This is a genomic window from Dactylosporangium aurantiacum (assembly GCF_000716715.1).
GTDB lineage: Bacteria > Actinomycetota > Actinomycetes > Mycobacteriales > Micromonosporaceae > Dactylosporangium > Dactylosporangium aurantiacum.
Genome location: NZ_JNYJ01000010.1, coordinates 85,218 through 101,663 on the forward strand (window position 1 = coordinate 85,218; position 16,446 = coordinate 101,663).

The window sequence follows — 16,446 nt, forward strand, 5'->3', positions numbered from 1 at the left end:
GTGACGGGTACTGAACAGAGCCTCGTCAACCGGCTGGTCACCACCATCCGGCAGGGGCGCGACGTCACCCTGGTGCTGGGCTCCGGCCTGACCGCCCGGGTCGTGCCCGGCGTGGAGCGGATGGTCGACCTGGCCGACGAGTTCGTCGCGCAGGCGCTGCAGAACAGTGACCTGCAGGCGGCCCTCGCCGAGCTGCGCGCCACCCGGCGCGACGCCGCCCTCTACACCGCCTACCGGCGGGCGTTCACCGAGTGGCTGTCCCCGGTGGAGTTCGACATCGTCGTGCAGCGGGCCACCCTCGAGGCGTACCGCCCGGCCCGCGTCGCCGTCGGCTGGGAACGCGTCGGCTACCACCGCGGGGTACAGCTGGAGGAGGACCGCGACGCGTGGTCGCTGCCGCCGGGGGTCGTGGCCCTCGGCGAGCTGCTCGCCGGCCTGCCGGACCGGTTCCAGCGCCGGGTCGTCACCACGAACTTCGACCCGCTCATCGAGATCGCGGTGCGCCGGGCCGGCGGGACCGCGCGCAGCCTCACCCTGCGGCGCGACGGCACGTTCACCGGGCCGCTCGGCCCGGCCGACGGCATCGACGTGCTGCACCTGCACGGGTACTGGCGGCCCACGTCGGAGACCGACGAACGGTCGCTGCTGCACGACCCGGAGCCGCTGCGGGCCGACGACACCGCGCTCGTCGCGGCGCTCGCCGAGGCGCTGCGCGGCGACACGCTCTGCGTGGCCGGGTACCCGCCGGGCCGCAACGACGCGCTGACCCGCGCGGTCCAGGAGCAGTCCGACGTGCTGTGGGCCCGGCACGACGAGGACGCGTCCCCGGTCGGCGCGGCGCTGATCTACACCGGCGTCGACGTCGACCGGCTGTTCCCGGCGGTCCGGCGCGGCCTGGCCACCCTGCCCGCCCCGCCCGGCCCGGAGACGCAGGCGCCCCCGCGGCCGGTCGAGCAGCCGGTGGCGCCCGCCGGGACCGCGCTGCACCGGGTACACCTGCCGACCCTCGAAGCGGTCCTCGGCACCCGGCCGTCGGCGGTGGAGCTGCTGCGGCAGCTGGACTACGAGTTTCGCTGGCGGCGCGTCGACGACACCCCGGACACGCCGCTGGACCTGGTGTTCTGGCCGGTCCGGCTGCGCCAGCCGACCCTCATCTACGCGGTGCAGGCGACCGTCGCCGCGGCGCTGTCGGCGCGCGGCGTGCGGGTCGTGCTGTGCTTCGACGACCTGGCCGGCGACCAGCACACCCGCAGCTGGCGGGTCCGCTTCACCGACGAGGTCGAGCGCTGGTTCGCCCTGGTCGAGGGCGCCCGGCCGCCGGAGGTCGACTCGCTGATGTCGTTCTGCTCGCCGGGCCGCGTCGCGGAGCGGCTGCAGGACCCGGAGCTGCTGCGCCGCCCGACGCACCCGTGGGCGGTGCAGCTGGAGTACTACCGCGGCGACCGGATGATCCTCGACGTCGCCCGCGGGGCCAAGGCGTTCCCGGGCGTCGGCGACCTGGACATCGACGACGCCATGGTCGGCGCGCAGATCCGCACCACCCGCGCCGAGCGGCTGATGAGCACCCCGGCGATCTGGGCGTACCTGCAGTACCTGCTGCGCGACACCCGCCCCGAGGCGGTGATGACCCTCGGCGGCGAGGACGAGGCCGTCATGTGGGACCAGTGGCACGACACGTTCCCCGACTCCGTCGGGCACCTGTTCCACCCGGTGATGGCCAACGTCCGGCAGGACGCGCGGATGCTCGGCGCCCGCAGCTTCCGCGAGGTCGAGGACCACCTGCGCAAGGCGATGCGGCTGGCCAGCTGGGACCGGGAGGACCACTACCTGCACTGGATCGTCCAGCACGCGGTGGTGCTGCACCGGTACCTGCGCAACCGGCCGCCGCTGTCGTACGACGGCCGGCTGCTCGACTCGTGGGAGACGATCCGCGCGGCGCTGCTCGACGCCCGGCTGCGCCCCGGCACGCTGCGGGTGATCGCCCGCGAGGTCGCCGCGCTGCTGATGCACGAGTCGGTGTGACCGGGCGGCCGGCCCGGGTGGTCCCGGGCGAGTCGGGCTGATCGGCCCATGCGCGCCGCCCCACCCGCGGGTACCGTCGAGGACATGGGCGCTTCCCCCGCCGTGGCCGATGCGGTCGCCGACGACCCAGCTCTGGACGACCTGGCCCTGCTCGACACCGCGGAGCAGGTCTGGGGCCCCGACCTGCTGGCATATCTGCTCGGCGCGGGGCTCGACGCGCCGCTGGCCGGCTGGTCCGCCGAGGCCGCCCTGGCCGACCCGGCCGCCCGCACCCGGCTGCACTGCGTGCTGGAGGTGCAGCGGCTGTTCGACCTCGGCAGCGTCGCCCGCGCCTGGGCCCGCGACCTGCACCCGGCACTGGGCTTCCGCAGCCCGGCGAGCGTGATCCGCACCGGCGACGAGCACGAGCGCCGCACGGTGCTGGAGCTCGCCGAGCGCGACTCGCTCAAGCCCCGCTGACCGGTTCTGCCACGGACCGGCCCCGGGCGATGGCATGATTCGCCGCGTGACCCGGCTTGCCGCCTCGCCGCTCAGGCCTTCCGCCGCGCGGCACAGGCTCTCCGCCTCGGACTTCAAGCTCGACAGCATCGACCTGTACATCACCTCGCGGTGCAACCGCCGCTGCTCGTACTGCTTCCTGCCCGACGCCTACTTCGACCGCACCCAGCACATGACGCCGGCGACCGTCGCCGCGATCGTCGGGTGGGCGTCCGGCGCGGCCAACGAGATCACCGTCCTGGGTGGCGAGCCGGCGCTGCACCCGCAGTTCGCGGCGATCGTACGGGACACGGCGGCGACGATCCGCGTGCGTACCGTCACCAACGGCAGCCGGCGCTTCCGGGCCGCCCTGCCCGCGGTGCACGCGGCGCTGAGCCGGGTCGCGGTCAGCCTCGACGCCCCGTCGGCCGGGCTCGTCGACCGCCTGCGCGGCCGTGGTGCCTTCGCCGACGCGGTGGCGACCGTGGAGGAGCTGCGCGCCGCCGGCGTGCCGTTCGACCTCAACTGCACGGTGCTGGCCGACACGCTCGACGCGGTGCCGGACATGCTCGCCTACGCCGAGGCCAGCGGCGCCGGCCGGCTCAACATGCACTGGTTCTCACCCGTCGGCCGGGGCGCCCTGCACGCCGCCGGCCAGTCCGTGCCGGCCGCGCAGTGGCGGCGCCGGGTGCTCGACGTCGTCGCCGCCTACCGCCCGGCGCGCCAGTCGTTCACGGTCGACTGCCAGGTCGCGTTCGACTTCCCGGTGCCCGGCGCCGACCGCGGCACCTGCGCCGTGCGCGACCGCACCAACCTGCAGTTCCTGCCCGGCGGGGCGGTCTTCTCGTGCGGCATGCTGCTGGAGGACGAGGCGCTCGCGGCGTACCACTGGCAGGACGGCGCCCTGTTCCGCCGCGCCGGCGACACGGAGCTGGCCCGCACCGCGCCGCCGTGCCAGGGGTGCCCGCTGCGGCCGGCGGACGGCGGCCACGACCCGATCTGCATCTACAACCGGCTGGCGGTGGTCTGACCCTTCCCCGGGATCCGGAGCCCGCGGCGGGTCAGAACGTGAGCTCGCGCGCGTCGGGCTGGCCGTGCGCGCGCAGCCAGCCGGTGGCCAGCTCCGCGTAGTTGCGCGGCTCGGGCGGCCCGATCAGCCCCGCGACCTGCTGCCGGGCGAGGGTGATCTGCGCCGGGTCACCCTCGAACTCCACGTACGTGCCCACCCGCGGCAGCTCGTCGACGGCGACGACCAACCCGTCGCGGTGGAACTCGCGCCGTCGCTTCGCCATCCGCCACACCACGACGAGGCCCTGCCGGGCGAAGGCGTCGCGGGTGCCGGCGCCGGCCGGGAACTCCACCTCGACCCGCCGGTAGGTGCCGTCGTCCGCGTACGAGCGCGGACCCTTGAACCCGGCGGTGACGACCCCGGCGACCACCCGCAACCGGGTCACCAGGTCCTGGCGGCGCAGCTGCCCGTCGGGGGTGTCGTAGTACTCGTCGAGCTGCTCCTGCTCCGGAGCCGCGCGGAACCCCAGCGCCGCGAGCCGGTCGGTGAGCGCACCGGGATCCGGCACGGGATGCTTGCTCTCGACCTCGTCCACCCCGCCGGTCGCCCCACCCGCCACCCCGCCATGGTACGGCCTGTCCTGCCCGCATGATCATTGTCGACGGGCAGTCCAACGAGCGGCTGCCGCCCGCGGCTGATCGGCCCGTCACCCGGCACGGTCGGCGGGCGCCGGGCCGGGCGCGTCCTGCCGGGGGACCGGCGGCCCGTCGAGCAGGGCGCGCCGGAGCCGTTCGTGCCGGAACAGGTACACGGCGCCGGACTGCCGCAGCACACCCCGGCACAGGGCGTCGTCGAGGAAGTCCACGGTGTGCCACGGCAGGCGGCCGGTGAGGGCGAAGTACGGCCGGGTGACGAGGCAGCACCGGCCGTACGCGGTGTCCAGCACGGCGACGACCAGCCGGACCGGGGTGGCGAAGGCGGCGAGCATCAGGCCCAGCACCGCGAACGGGCGGAGGATCGCGAAGACCCCACCGATCGCGACGACGGTCGAGGCGGCCACGACGGCACAGGTCAGCGCCAGGCTGCGCCGGCTGGCGGCGTACGACGCCGGCGCGCTCGGCACGGTGCCGAGGTCGGCGGGGGCCTCGACGAACCCGCGCAGCGCGAAGGTGCCGGCGAAGGCCAGGCCGGTGCCCCACGACAACGCCACGATCAGGGCCAGCAGGTCCAGCCGCCCGGTCAGCAGCGCGAACCCTTTCACGGGCAGCAGCAGCGCCTTGCCCAGCAGGAACATCAGGCCGAACTTCACCAGCGCCGCCCTGGTCCGGCCGCGGAACCGCAGCCGGGTGCGGACCGGTCCGGGCGTGCCCCGCCCGGCGTGGACGGCACCGATCACGGCGGCCACGGCGCCGATCGCGGCGGCCGCGCCGAGCGGCCCGCCGGGGGCGACCGGGTCCACGCCCGCGCCGGTGACGGCCTGCACCGCCTTCGCGAGCAGCAGCCCGACGGCGACCGCGAGCAGGTAGGCGGCGCCGGACGCCAGCATCCGGAAGGCGGGCGGCACCGCGCCATACAGGTGCCACCAGGCGATCACGCCGCGGGACCGGCCGGCGAGCCGGGCCAGGGTGCGCACCTGCCGGCCGACGACCGCGAGCTCGACGTCGTCCTCGGCGTGCCACGGCCGGGTGCTGCGCCGCAGCCGCAGTGCCGGCCCGCGCAGCGGCTCGGCGTACACGGCGGGCAGGAACGCCTCGACGAGGTGGCGCTCGACCGCGGCGCGCCCGCCCACGGCCGCGGTGTCCAGCAGGCGGGCCGGGTCGCCGGTGCGGTACACGTCGCGGGCGAGCCCGATCGCGAGGGGGGTGCGCAGCGCGTCGCGGGCGGCGGCCGCGCCGGGCTCCTCGCCGGCGAGCCGCGCGACGACGGGCGCCCAGCCGGCGGTGCCGGCCTGCGGCAGGTAGCGGGCCAGCTCGTCGCGGTCCACGCCGGTGACGGTGATGTGCGTGACCCGGTGCAGCCTGCCGGCGGTCTCCGTGGCCGTCCGGTACGCCTCGGCGGTGCTCGTCAGGATCATCGGCCCGGTGCCGGGGAGCCGCTTGACCGCCTCGGCCCGCAGGTCCGGGGCCAGCTCGTCGAGGCCGTCGAGGACCGGCAGGACGCGGCCGCGGTCGAGCAGCTCCTGCGCCGCGGTCCCGGGCACGCCGCGGTGGTCGGCGAGCGCCGGGTACCGCTCGGTGAGCGCGCCGGCCAGCCAGGTGTCCAGGGCGGTGGTCCGCGGGTCCCAGGTCCGCACGGCGAACACCACCGGCACCGGCGCGCCCGGGCGGCGCTCGGCGAGCAGCGCGTGCGCCAGCCGCAGCGCCAGGACGGTCTTGCCGCCGCCCGGCTCGCCGAGGATGACCAGCCGCCCGGTGGTCGTGCCGCGGTACGTGCCGGCGATGTCCCCGTCCGGCCCCGGCCGCCAGCGCACCGGCAGGGGGTACGGCCGGTGCACCCCCAGCCGGTCGAGCTCGTGATCGAGCTCGGCGTGGACCCGCCCGGCGAGCTGCTCGACGAGGGGCGGCTCCCCGTCCACCGGCGGCGCGGACACCAGGGGAAGCCCGGCCGTGCCGGACAGCCCCAGCAGGGCGCCCGCGCCGCGCACGACCGGCTCGACGCGGGCGGCGGTCAGGCGGCGGGCGCTCTCGTCGCGGTGGTGCTCGACGACGACGCCGACCACCCGGTCACCGGCGAGGACGGCCGCGCCCGACATGCCCTCCCACGGGGACACGGCCGCGTCCGGGCTCTCCAGCGGCGGCTCGACGGTGAGCTCCAGGCGGCCGCTGCGCCGGTTCGCCAGGGTGCTGACCCGGCCGGTCGCGACGTGCAGGTCGCGGTACGTCCCGCCGGCGTCGCGGCGCAGCTTCCAGCGCGGGTACCCGGCCGCGGTCACCTCGACGACGGCGTGCCCGTCCGGCAGCCGGGCGAACCCGCACGGCGCCAGGCCGGGCTCCCCGGGGTCCCCGGGGTCGACGCCGAGCAGTGCCACGTCGGCGGCGTCGTCCCGCCAGGCGACCCGGGCCGGTGCCCCGCCCGCGGCGTCGCCGTCCTGGACCACCTCGACGGTGGCCGCGCCGGCGAGCAGGTGGGCGCAGGTCAGCACGGTGCCGGCGGTGACCCGGTACCCGGAGCCGAACCGGACGCCGCCGTCGTGAGTGACCCGCACCTGGACGACGCGGCGGCCGTCCACGCGGGCTACTCCTCGCCGGGCAGCGCCGCGCCGGAGATCGTCGCGGGCCGGCCCGGGTCGTCGGACCGGATCGGGCGCAGCTTCAACGCGAGCCGCTGCGTGACGATCGAGGTGCGCGTGCTGCCGGCGTTGCCGTCGAGGACCCAGAACCGGACCTTCACCCCGTCCTCGCGGACGCGCTCCATGGCCACGGTCAGCTCCAGGTCGACCGACTCGGCCTCGAACCGCAGGTCCGCGTGCTCACCGGCCCACATCGCCCGGCTCAGCTCGTGCCGCAACTGCCAGATCACGTCCGCCAACTGGATGGCGTCGTCCACGGCACAACCCCCTGACACATCGACCGGCCCGGCTGGACCAGCATGCCCTGACGGACCGCGGCCCGCGACCCCGGCCCCCGGCGTCTCAGCCGGCGGTGCGGTGCCGCACGAGCGGCAGGTACACCTGGTCGACGATGTCGACGAGCACGTCGTCCGGCGCGGTGGGGACGCCGCGGGTGACGAACTCGTTGCGCAGCAGCACGATCGCGACGGTGGCGACCCGTGGGTGCAGCGCCGTGGGGGCGGCCTCGCCGCGGGCGACGGCGCGGCCGAGGACGGTCAGCCACATGGTGGTCATGGCGTCGGCCGACTGGCCCGGCAGCTGCGCCAGCAGGTGCTGCGCGCCACCGGCGGCGGCCAGCAGCTCCCGCAGCACGGCGCCGAGCGGGGAGCTCCAGTGGCGGTTGGCCCGGCGCAGCAGCTCGAGGGCGTCGCCGCGCAGCGTGCCGGTGTCGGGCGGCTCGATGGTCGTGGCGAGCTGCCGGTACGCCGCGACGCCCAGCGCGAGCCGGTCGGGCCAGCGCCGGTAGATGGCGTTCTTGTTGGTGCCGGCCCGTTTGGCGACGCGGTCCATGGTCAGACCGGCGTAGCCGTGCTCGGCCAGCTCGGTGGCGGCGGCGTGCAGGATCGCGGTCTCCAGGGCGGCACCCCGCCGCCGGGTCCGCGTCGTGCTGTCCTCGGCCATGCGTCCCAGCATCGGCTTGACCGCCGCCGCTCGTCAAAATACGGTACTAGTCGTACCTAATTCGAGCGTTCGAAGGAGCCGCGCGTGCGAGGCAAGGGCATCACCTACGACACCGGGTTCGTGCGGCACGGCGTGCAGTCACGCCGCCGGTTCGATCCTGACCTGGTCGACCGGGAGCTGCGCGTCATCCGCGACGACCTGCACTGCACCACGGTGCGCGTGATCGGCGGGGACCCGGCGCGCATCGAGCTCGCCGCCGCGGCCGCCGTCGCGCTCGGCCTGCAGGTGTGGTTCTCGCCGTACCCTCTGGAGCTGGACCGGCAGGAGCTGCTGGCGCTGTTCGCCGACTGCGCCGCGCGGGCGGAGCGGCTGCGCCGGGGCGGCGGCGACATCGTGTTCGTCACCGGCGCCGAGCTCAGCGTCATGCATCCGGGCTTCCTGCCGGGCGACACCCTTGAGCAGCGGCTGGAGCTGCTGCGCCGGCCGGAGCGGCTGCGCGAGGTCGTCGCCGGCGTCGGCGCGCGGGTCAACGCGTTCCTCGCCGAGGCGGTCGCCGTGGTGCGGGACCGGTTCGCCGGCCCGGTCACCTACGCCTCCGTGCCGATCGACCGCGTCGACTGGACGCCGTTCGACATCGTCTCCATGGACGTGTACCGCTCCGCCGCCATCGCCGGGCAGTTCACCGCCATGCTCGCCGAGGGGATGCGCGACCCCGCCCTGCAGGGCAAGCCGGTCGCCGTCACCGAGTTCGGCGCCGCCACCTACGAGGGCGCCGGCGACCGCGGCGCGCAGGGCCTGGACGTCGTCGAGCACGACGAGCACGGCCCCGTCCGGCTCGACGGCGACTACGTCCGCGACGAGGCCGGGCAGGCCGCCTACATCGGCGAGCTGCTCGACGCCTTCGACGCCGCCGGCGTGGACACCGCGTTCGTGTTCCTGCTCGCCCTGTACGACCACCCGCACCGCCCCGACGGCCCGCCCCGCGACGACCTCGACCTGGCCAGCTACGGCATCGTCAAGGTCTTCGAGGACCGGTGCGGCACCACGTACCCGGACCTGCCGTGGGAGCCGAAGGCCGCCTTCGCCGCCATCGCCGAGCGCTACGCCCGCGCCGGCTGACCCCAGCGACTCCGACCCGTCCCGGCGGGTCAACGGCCCAGGTCAACGGCCCAGGTCAACGGCCCAGGTCAACGGCCCAGGTTCAACGGTGGTCGGGTTCAACGGTGGTCGGTTTCGTGGTCGGTGAGCCGGTAGACGTTCGAGTCGCGCCGGCGGAAGCCGAGCCGCTCGTACAGGCGGTTCGCCGCCTCCCTCGACGGGCGCGAGGTCAGGTCGACGGTCCGCGCGCCGCCGGCCCGCGCCAGCCGCACCGCCTCCCGCGTCAGCGCCGCGCCGGCGCCGAGCCCGCGGGCCGCCTCGTCGACGACGACGTCCTCGATCCGCGCCCGCAGGCCCGTCGGGACCGGGAACACGACGAGGGTCAGCGTCCCCACGATCACCCCGCCGACCCGCGCCACCAGCAGCCGGTTGCCCGGCCACCCGGCGAGGGCCCGCAGCCCCGCCGCGTCCGGCGCCGGCGCGGACCCGGACAGCTGCGGCAGCAGCCGGCCGAACGCCGCCACCACCTCGTCCGTGACATCCTTGACGACCTCGACCTCGACGCTCATGGTCGTGGACTGTAGCGGTGGCTCAACGGCCGTCGATGTACGTGGCCAGCCCGTCGAGCAGGCGGTCCAGGCCGAACCCGAACAGGTGGTCCAGGTCCAGGTCGAAGTCGTCGATCTCGACCAGGTGCCGGAAGACCGGCACGTCCGGGGGCAGCTCGGCGCCGCCGAAGCCGCGGTCCATCCACTCGTTGCCGGTGATGCCGGTGTCCCGCTCGGCCTCCGCCTCGGCCTCCAGGGTGGTGGCGAGGCCGCGGACGTAGCTGAACATCAGCAGGTGGACGTGGAGCCGGTCGGTCATCGACAGCCGGGTGCCGTCGAAGGAGGCGAGCACCCACTCGGTGAACCGCAGGCCGTTCATCGCCGGCTGGGGGCGGGTCAGCGACAGGGTCGGCGCCAGCCACGGGTGGCGGCGGAACAGCCGCCACAGCACCCGGCCGGCCAGCTCCAGCCGGGCCCGCCAGCCCGGTGGCGGGGTGGCCGGCAGCACCGCCGGGCCGAAGGCGGCGTCGATCATGAACAGGGTGAGCTCGTCCTTGCTCGGGACGTGCCGGTACAGCGACATGGTGGCGACGCCCAGCTCGGTGGCGACCCGACGCATCGACACCTCCGCGAAGCCTTCGGTGTCGGCGATGGCGATCGCGGTGGCCACGATCCGGTCGCGGCTCAGCTCGGGGGTGTCGCGACGCTCGCGGCGGCGGGCGCCCGGCCGGGTGCTGGCCACGACGGTGCCGATGCCGGGCCGGACCGTCGTGAGGCCCTCCTGCCGCAGGAGGGCGAGGGCCTTCGTGGCGGTGGCGATGGCCACGCCCCACCGCTGGGTGATCTGCCGGGCGGACGGCACGAGGTCGCCGGGGGCCAGCTCGCCGGCCTCGACGCGGCGGCGGATGTCGGCGGCGACCCGGCGGTAGGGCGGTTCGGTGTCGGTCACGAGTACTAGTACACCAGGGCATCGCCACTGGCGCCGTACTCGGTGTACTAGTAGCGATTGCCCCTGCTCAGAGCGCATGTATAGCCTTCGGTCGTCACGATGTACGCAGTACACACGAACGGAGCGAAGGATGCGGGTGCTCATCTCCGGGGGCGGGATCGCCGGCCCGGCGCTGGCCTTCTGGCTGCACCGCTACGGGATCGAGGCGACCGTGGTCGAACGCGCGTCCGGGCCCCGCCCGGGTGGGCAGGCCGTCGACGTGCGGGGCGCGGCCCGCGAGGTCGTGCACCGCATGGGGTTGATGCCGCAGGTACGGGCGGCGACCGTCGACGAGCGCGGCATCGCCACGGTCGACGCGGCCGGCCGGTGGACCTCGCGGATGCCGGCCGACGCCTTCGGCGGCGAGGGCTTCGTCGCGGAGATCGAGCTGCCGCGCGGGGAGCTGGCGCGGGTGCTGTACGAGGCGACCCGCGACCACGTCGACTACCGCTTCGGCGAGCGGGTCACCGCGCTGCACAGCCACGGCCGCGGGGTGCGCGTCGAGCTCTCCGGCGGCGGCGCCGAGGACGTCGACCTCGTCGTCGGCGCCGACGGCGTGCACTCCGGCGTCCGTGCCCTCGCGTTCGGCCCCGAAGACTCCTTCGTGCGCCCGCTCGGCGGCTACATCGCCTGGTTCAGCGTCCCTGACCCGGGCGACCTGCGGCACTGGTACCTGATGTACAATGCGCCCGGCGGGCTGGCCGCCGGCCTCCGCCCGGAGTCGGGCGGCACCGCGAAGGCGTACCTGAGCTTCACCAGCGCCGAGCCCGGCCTGGAGCGGCTGCCGGTTCACGAGCAGCAGCGGCTGCTGGCCGATCGCCTGTCCGGGGCCGGCTGGCGGGTCCCGGCGCTCCTCGCGGCGATGCCCACCGCCCCCGACTTCGTGTTCGACTCCCTCAGCCGGGTGTCGGTGGAGCGCTGGTCGCGCGGCCGCGTGGTGCTGCTCGGTGACGCCGGCTACTGCGGCTCGCCGCTCGCGGGCCTCGGCACCAGCCTGGCCCTCGTCGGCGCGTACGTCCTGGCCGGCGAGCTGGCCACGGCCGGCGACGACGTCGAGGCCGCGTGCGCGGCGTACCAGGACCGGCTGCGCGACTACGTCGAGGCCGGCACGCAGCTGCCGCCGGGCGGCATCGGCGGGTACGCGCCGCAGACCGCGACGATGATCCGCCTGCGCGCGCTGTCGATGCGGATGATGCTGCACTGGCCCATGAAGCAGGTCCTCGCCGGGCAGTTCGCCAAGGCCGGCGCCTTCGACCTGCCCGACTACGCCACGGCGCTGCGGGCCCGCTGACGGGCGGCCGACACCGCGGCCGCGACGACGGCGCGGGCGGCCGTGCCGGCCCGCCCCGCCGCCAGCTGCCGGGCGGTCGGCATGAGCACCGCGACCACGGCCAGGTTCACCAGCGCGAACAGGCCGGCCATCACCCGGCCGGGTCCGTCGTAGTCGCTGATGAAGTACGCGGCATCGGGCTCCGCCCCCGCCGCGACCCGGGCGGCGTCCGCGGTGCCGCCGACGCCCGCCACCCACAGCAGCGGCCCGGCGAGCACCATCAGCGCCAGGAGCACCCATCGACCGGCGGCCATCGCCCGATGCTACGCCCCGGCGCCCGTCCCGCGAGGGCCTCAGCCGTTGCGGTGGTGCTTCTTCACGAACGTGTAGCCGGGCGGCAGCTCGGTCGCGTCGAGCTCCTGCTGCTCCACGGTCTGCTGCAGCAGGGTGAGCTGCCGCGGCGAGGCGTGGGCGCCCGGGGGCAGCTTGCGCAGGAAGCCGTTGACCCAGTGTTCGCGCCGTTCGCCGGCGTCGCCGTGGGCGTCGTCGTGGTGCGGGGCCGGTTCGACCAGCGGGGCGTACAGGAGCATCTCGGCCGGCTCCTCGCCGTCGACCGCCGGGTAGGACGGGTGGCCGGTGGCGTCGACGCTGCCCTCGACCCGGGTCACGTACCCCTCGCGCAGGAGCTGGTCGACGGCGTTGCGCAGCAGGAACGTGCCGCGGGAGCCGCGCCCGAGGCCGCTGCGCCGGGCGAGGTCCGCCTCGGGGAACACGGCGCTGCCGTCGTCGAAGACCCGGCCGAGCCGGCGCACGGTCTGCAGCACCTTCGCCCAGTTCGCCGGGCCCGGCGTGTACTCGCGGGTGACGACCTTCGGGTCGTACTCGTGGAAGTAGACGACGCCGTCCACGCGCATCGGCTCCACGAGCGCGGCGGTGCGCACGACGACCTCGTCCCGGGCGGCCCGCCACGCGACGGTGACCAGCACCCCGGGGTGCAGGTCCTCGGGCCACTCGACGCCGCCGAGCCGCCACTCGACGTCCTGGCCGAACGAGGCCTCGAAGACGTGCCGCTCGGCGGTGACGCCGCGCGCCCGGTGGTCGAGCGCGACCTGGACGGTGGCGCGGTGCCGCAGCGCGGCCACGACCTCCTCCGGCACCGGGCAGGTGGCGTCGTCGAGGTCGGCCTGCCGCAGCGCCAGTCGTCGGGTCACCCTGCCCATCCTGCACCCCCCGGTCCGGCGGTGCGAACGAAGATACCGTTCCCCGGCCCGGCGCGAAATCCGCAGGCCGCCGGGGCCGCGGCCGGTAGTCTCACCGGTCGATGGACACGGTTGCGGGTGGTGCGGCATGACGTGGCGGCTGCCGTTCTTCGAGGCGCTCGGCGACGCCCGCCGGGTGCTCGTCGCCGGCGCCGGCGGCGGGTACGACGTCTACGCCGGGCTGCCGCTGGCGCTGTCGCTCATGCACGAGGGCAGGACCGTGCACCTGGGCAGCCTGTCGATCGCCAACCTGTACGAGTCGGACGCCTGGCTGGAGCCCGGTATCGCGGCCGTGACCCCGGACACCGTCGCGCCCGGCGACCCCTTCGCGGAGCGGTCGCTGGCCAGGTGGCTGGCCCTGCACCGGCTGCCGCCGACCGTGTACGCGTTCCCGCGCACCGGGGTGCGGCCACTGCGCTCGGCGTACCGGCGGCTGGCGAAACGCCTCGACCTCGACGCGATCATCCTCGTGGACGGCGGGACCGACATCCTGATGCGCGGGGACGAGGCGGCCCTGGGCACCCCGGTCGAGGACGCGACGAGCCTCGCCGCCGTCAACGCCACGCCGGTGGCGGTGAAGCTCGTCGCCTCGATCGGCTTCGGCGTCGACGCGTACCACGGGATCAACCACGTCCAGGTGCTGGAGAACATCGCCGCGCTGGACCGGGCCGGCGCCTACCTCGGCGCGTTCACGGTGCCGTCGCACGGGCCCGAGGCGGCGCTCTACCGCGACGCCGTCGAGCACGCCCGGGCCGCCGCCCCGCAGCGGGCCAGCATCGTCAACGGGCAGATCGCCGCCGCCCTGACCGGCGCCGCCGGCGACGTACCCCTCGACGGGCGCACCGGCGGCCCGCCGCTGTTCGTCAACCCGCTGATGGCCATGTACTTCACGTTCGACCTGGCCGGCCTCGCGGCGCGGTCGCTGTACCTGGACCGTATCCGCGGCACCGACGACATGCTCCAGGTCAGCCACATCATCGAACGGTTCCGCGACGGGATCACCCCGAGACCCCGGATGCCGTTCCCGCACTGAGCGGCCCGCCGGCCGCGTCGTCCGAGTGGTGCGGCAGAGCGCGTCCCGGCGGCTGACAGCGCGCCGGCGCCCGGTGCCGTTCACTGTGTGCAGCGGCCCGCCACGGGCCGTCGGGAACGCGATGATCTGCCGGGCGTACTGGTCGCCCCTCGGTCCGGCAGGGAGCAAGAGGCGAAACCGACCCGGACGCTGCTGTCGACCGGCTCGGCCGTTCGCGACGCCTTCGAGGGGACCCCCATCATGAAGATCAACCTGCGGAAGCCCGCCATCGTCGCCGCGGCCACGGCCGGGCTGCTCGCCGTCGGCGGCGGCGTCGCGTTCGCCTACTGGACCGCGACCGGCTCCGGCTCCGGCACCGCGACCACCGCCGCGTCGAGCCAGAACCTCACCGTCACGCAGGCCCCGTTCGCCGGCTCGGCACTCACCCCCGGCGGCGCGGCGCAGGACGTCTCCGGCAGCATCGGCAACCCCAACACGTTCCCGGTGCAGCTGACCTCGCTGACCGCGGCCGTCGCCGTGGACGCCGCGCACGCCTCCGCCGGCTGCCAGGCGGGCTGGTACACGGTGACGAACCTGAGCACCGCGGCGTCGGTCGCGGCGAACAGCTCCGCCGCGTTCACCGGCAAGGTCGCGATGACCGACCCGGGCACCAACCAGGACGCCTGCAAGGGCGCGACGGTCACCATCACCTACACCGTGAACGCCTGAGTCACGGCCGACCGCGGGGAGCGCGCCGCGTGCTCCCCGCACCACCCCTGTTGGAGGGCATCGTGCGGGTACGGCAGCGGCTACCGCTCTGGGCCGGCTACGCCACGGCCGTCGTGGTGCTCGGCGCGCTCTGCGGCCGGCAGCTCGCGGCGCACGCCGCCGCGGCCGACCCGCACGGCTTCACCATGACCGGGGCCGTGGCCGACCTGGTCCCCGGGCGACCGGCGGCGCTGCGGGTCACGGTGACCAACCCGAACGCCCAGCCGCTGCGCCTCACCCGGGTCGCCGCCGCCGCGGGCGCCGCCGGCCGGTCGTGCCCCGGCAGCCTGCTGGCGGTGTCGGTCTTCGACGGCACCCCGCAGACCGTCGTGGCGGGCCGCGCGCAGGGCTCGGTGACGCTGACGGTGACCCTCGCCGCCGCCGCGCCCGACGCCTGCCGGCGGGTGTCCTTCCCCCTGACGTACACCGGGAGCGCCGAGCAGTGGCACTGACCGTCCGGCTCGCCGCGGCCGGTCTCGCCGCGCTCGCCCTCGCCGCGCTGCCCTCGCCGGCCCACGCGTACTGGCGCTGCGCCGGCACCGGCGCCGGCGAGGTGGCCACCCGTGCCGGCTCGCCCGCCGCCGTCACCGCGACGCTCGCGGTGAACAAGAAGACCGTCGTCGTGTCGGGCGCCGCCGGGCGCGGTGCCTACGCCACGTCGGTCACCGTCACGCTGTGCCGCAGTGCGGTCAGGCCGTGCCCGGCCGGGCAGCAGGCCGCCGCCGGCACCGCGACGGTCGCCGCCACCGGCACGTACACGTGGACCAGCCCGTCGCTGGGCAACGGCAGCACCGTGTACGGCTGGGCCACCCAGGCCGAGACCTCGGGCTGGACCGACTACAGCGCCGTCGCCGGCCCGGTCACCGTCTGAGCCGCGGCCGTGCGGCGCATCCGGTAGTGCAGGCGGACCGCCGGGATGTTCCACAGTTTGAGGCTGTGGTCGGCGCGCACGTCGCCGTCCTCGTCGACGTACAGGTGGAAGTGCTCGTTGAGCGGGATGCGGCGGGCGTTGAGCGTGGCGTCCTTGCGCTCCAGCACCAGGTAGGCGCCGTCGGCGCCGAACCTGGCGACGGGGGAGCGCAGGTGGAAGCTGCCGTCCTCGCCGGCGGAGGGCTTCAGGAAGATCTGGACCGAGCCCAGCGGCAGCGGGAACACGACCCGGACGCTGGGCTGGGCGCTGCCGGGGAGGGTCCGCACGCCGTACAGGCCGCTGTAGGTGACGTGCCCGGTCTTGCGCATGTTGCGCAACCAGGCGGCGCCGGCGACGGCACCGGCGGCGTCGTGGATGTGCACCACCTCGCTGCTCATGCCGAACGACGCGTCGAGCGGGCGCATCGGCAGGCACGCCTGCTGCAGCCGCTCGCTGAGCAGCGCGGCCAGCACCCGGCCGAACGGCCACGCGACGACCGACCACTCCGACCACAGGTCCAGCTGCCACCGGGAGGCGTGCTCGTAGAAGTCGGCGATGCGCGGGTCGACGTCGGCCGGGTCGAAGCCGTCGCCGCGCAGCGCGGCGAACGACGTCAGCAGGCCGTGGTCGGGGCCGGTGCTCAGCGAGCCGCCCAGGTCCGCGGCGGTGCGCTCGACCCACTCGTGCCCGACGATGTCCCGCCCGGCGCTGGGCCCGACCAGCCAGGCGGCCTCGGCCCGCGGCAGGCGGCGGCTGGTCATCCGCATCAGGGCCCGGCCGAGCAGGTCGATCGGGTGCCGGCGCAGCACCGGGTGGGTGAGCGCGGGCGGGCGCTCCTGCTGGATGGTCACGGC

General features: G+C 75.6%; 18 protein-coding genes. 9 read left to right on the top strand and 9 right to left on the bottom strand.

What is annotated here, in order from left to right:
• The 3 genes from OP18_RS14150 to OP18_RS14160 all read left to right on the top strand — a co-directional run bounded on the left by OP18_RS14150 (nt 1) and on the right by OP18_RS14160 (nt 3,529).
• Nucleotides 1-2,022, top strand: a complete 2,022-nt coding sequence (locus tag OP18_RS14150) for a hypothetical protein (protein ID WP_033359317.1) — start codon at nt 1-3, stop codon at nt 2,020-2,022.
• An 84-nt stretch (nt 2,023-2,106) separates the two neighbouring features.
• Nucleotides 2,107-2,481: a hypothetical protein gene (locus OP18_RS14155; RefSeq protein ID WP_156089513.1), complete on the top strand. Its 375-nt coding sequence runs from the start codon at nt 2,107-2,109 to the stop codon at nt 2,479-2,481.
• Nucleotides 2,482-2,527: 46 nt separating this feature from the next.
• Nucleotides 2,528-3,529, top strand: a complete 1,002-nt coding sequence (locus OP18_RS14160) for a radical SAM protein (protein ID WP_033359319.1) — start codon at nt 2,528-2,530, stop codon at nt 3,527-3,529.
• Between the two features lie 31 nt (nt 3,530-3,560).
• Here OP18_RS14160 and OP18_RS14165 read toward each other — a convergent pair whose 3' ends face one another.
• The 4 genes from OP18_RS14165 to OP18_RS14180 form a co-directional block, all read right to left on the bottom strand.
• Nucleotides 3,561-4,127, bottom strand: coding sequence for a class IV adenylate cyclase (locus OP18_RS14165; RefSeq protein ID WP_033359320.1), 567 nt, complete (start codon nt 4,125-4,127; stop codon nt 3,561-3,563).
• An 87-nt stretch (nt 4,128-4,214) separates the two neighbouring features.
• A complete protein-coding gene (locus OP18_RS14170) occupies nt 4,215-6,737 on the bottom strand; it encodes a serine protease (protein WP_033359321.1) in 2,523 nt (840 codons plus the stop codon).
• Nucleotides 6,738-6,742: 5 nt separating this feature from the next.
• Nucleotides 6,743-7,054, bottom strand: a complete 312-nt coding sequence (locus OP18_RS52460; RefSeq protein WP_052386702.1) for a trypco2 family protein — start codon at nt 7,052-7,054, stop codon at nt 6,743-6,745.
• A gap of 85 nt (nt 7,055-7,139) precedes the next feature.
• Nucleotides 7,140-7,739, bottom strand: coding sequence for a TetR/AcrR family transcriptional regulator (locus OP18_RS14180; protein WP_033359322.1), 600 nt, complete (start codon nt 7,737-7,739; stop codon nt 7,140-7,142).
• 84 nt (nt 7,740-7,823) lie between these two features.
• On the opposite strand from OP18_RS14180, the gene OP18_RS14185 reads away from it, so the two are divergent.
• Nucleotides 7,824-8,858 carry a glycoside hydrolase family 113 protein gene (locus OP18_RS14185; protein ID WP_033359323.1) on the top strand — a complete coding sequence of 345 codons (1,035 nt, stop codon included), beginning with the start codon at nt 7,824-7,826 and terminating at the stop codon, nt 8,856-8,858.
• Between the two features lie 98 nt (nt 8,859-8,956).
• Here the strand turns inward: OP18_RS14185 and OP18_RS14190 are convergent, their stop codons facing one another.
• Nucleotides 8,957-9,406: a GNAT family N-acetyltransferase gene (locus OP18_RS14190; RefSeq protein WP_033359324.1), complete on the bottom strand. Its 450-nt coding sequence runs from the start codon at nt 9,404-9,406 to the stop codon at nt 8,957-8,959.
• 22 nt (nt 9,407-9,428) lie between these two features.
• Nucleotides 9,429-10,334 carry a TetR/AcrR family transcriptional regulator C-terminal domain-containing protein gene (locus tag OP18_RS14195; protein WP_033359325.1) on the bottom strand — a complete coding sequence of 302 codons (906 nt, stop codon included), beginning with the start codon at nt 10,332-10,334 and terminating at the stop codon, nt 9,429-9,431.
• Nucleotides 10,335-10,464: 130 nt separating this feature from the next.
• On the opposite strand from OP18_RS14195, the gene OP18_RS14200 reads away from it, so the two are divergent.
• Entirely contained in the window at nt 10,465-11,664 is a 1,200-nt protein-coding gene (locus OP18_RS14200; protein WP_033359326.1) for an FAD-dependent monooxygenase, read from the top strand.
• Here the strand turns inward: OP18_RS14200 and OP18_RS14205 are convergent.
• Together OP18_RS14205 and OP18_RS14210 are read right to left on the bottom strand one after the other, a co-directional pair.
• Nucleotides 11,637-11,957: a hypothetical protein gene (locus OP18_RS14205; protein ID WP_156089514.1), complete on the bottom strand. Its 321-nt coding sequence runs from the start codon at nt 11,955-11,957 to the stop codon at nt 11,637-11,639. The genes OP18_RS14200 and OP18_RS14205 overlap by 28 nt on opposite strands.
• A gap of 39 nt (nt 11,958-11,996) precedes the next feature.
• Nucleotides 11,997-12,863, bottom strand: a complete 867-nt coding sequence (locus tag OP18_RS14210; RefSeq protein WP_033359328.1) for a hypothetical protein — start codon at nt 12,861-12,863, stop codon at nt 11,997-11,999.
• A gap of 127 nt (nt 12,864-12,990) precedes the next feature.
• On the opposite strand from OP18_RS14210, the gene OP18_RS14215 reads away from it, so the two are divergent.
• The 4 genes from OP18_RS14215 (at nt 12,991) to OP18_RS14230 (ending at nt 15,553) form a co-directional block, all read left to right on the top strand.
• Nucleotides 12,991-13,935 carry a DUF1152 domain-containing protein gene (locus tag OP18_RS14215; RefSeq protein WP_033359329.1) on the top strand — a complete coding sequence of 315 codons (945 nt, stop codon included), beginning with the start codon at nt 12,991-12,993 and terminating at the stop codon, nt 13,933-13,935.
• A gap of 240 nt (nt 13,936-14,175) precedes the next feature.
• Nucleotides 14,176-14,643: a hypothetical protein gene (locus OP18_RS57105; RefSeq protein ID WP_052386703.1), complete on the top strand. Its 468-nt coding sequence runs from the start codon at nt 14,176-14,178 to the stop codon at nt 14,641-14,643.
• Between the two features lie 29 nt (nt 14,644-14,672).
• A complete protein-coding gene (locus tag OP18_RS14225) occupies nt 14,673-15,134 on the top strand; it encodes a hypothetical protein (RefSeq protein ID WP_156089515.1) in 462 nt (153 codons plus the stop codon).
• On the top strand, nt 15,125-15,553 hold the full coding sequence (locus OP18_RS14230) for a hypothetical protein (protein ID WP_033359331.1): 429 nt from the start codon (nt 15,125-15,127) through the stop codon (nt 15,551-15,553). The genes OP18_RS14225 and OP18_RS14230 overlap by 10 nt, the downstream gene beginning before the upstream one ends.
• Here OP18_RS14230 and OP18_RS14235 read toward each other — a convergent pair.
• A complete protein-coding gene (locus OP18_RS14235) occupies nt 15,520-16,443 on the bottom strand; it encodes a hypothetical protein (protein WP_156089516.1) in 924 nt (307 codons plus the stop codon). The genes OP18_RS14230 and OP18_RS14235 overlap by 34 nt on opposite strands.
• Between the last annotated feature and the right edge of the window lie 3 nt (nt 16,444-16,446).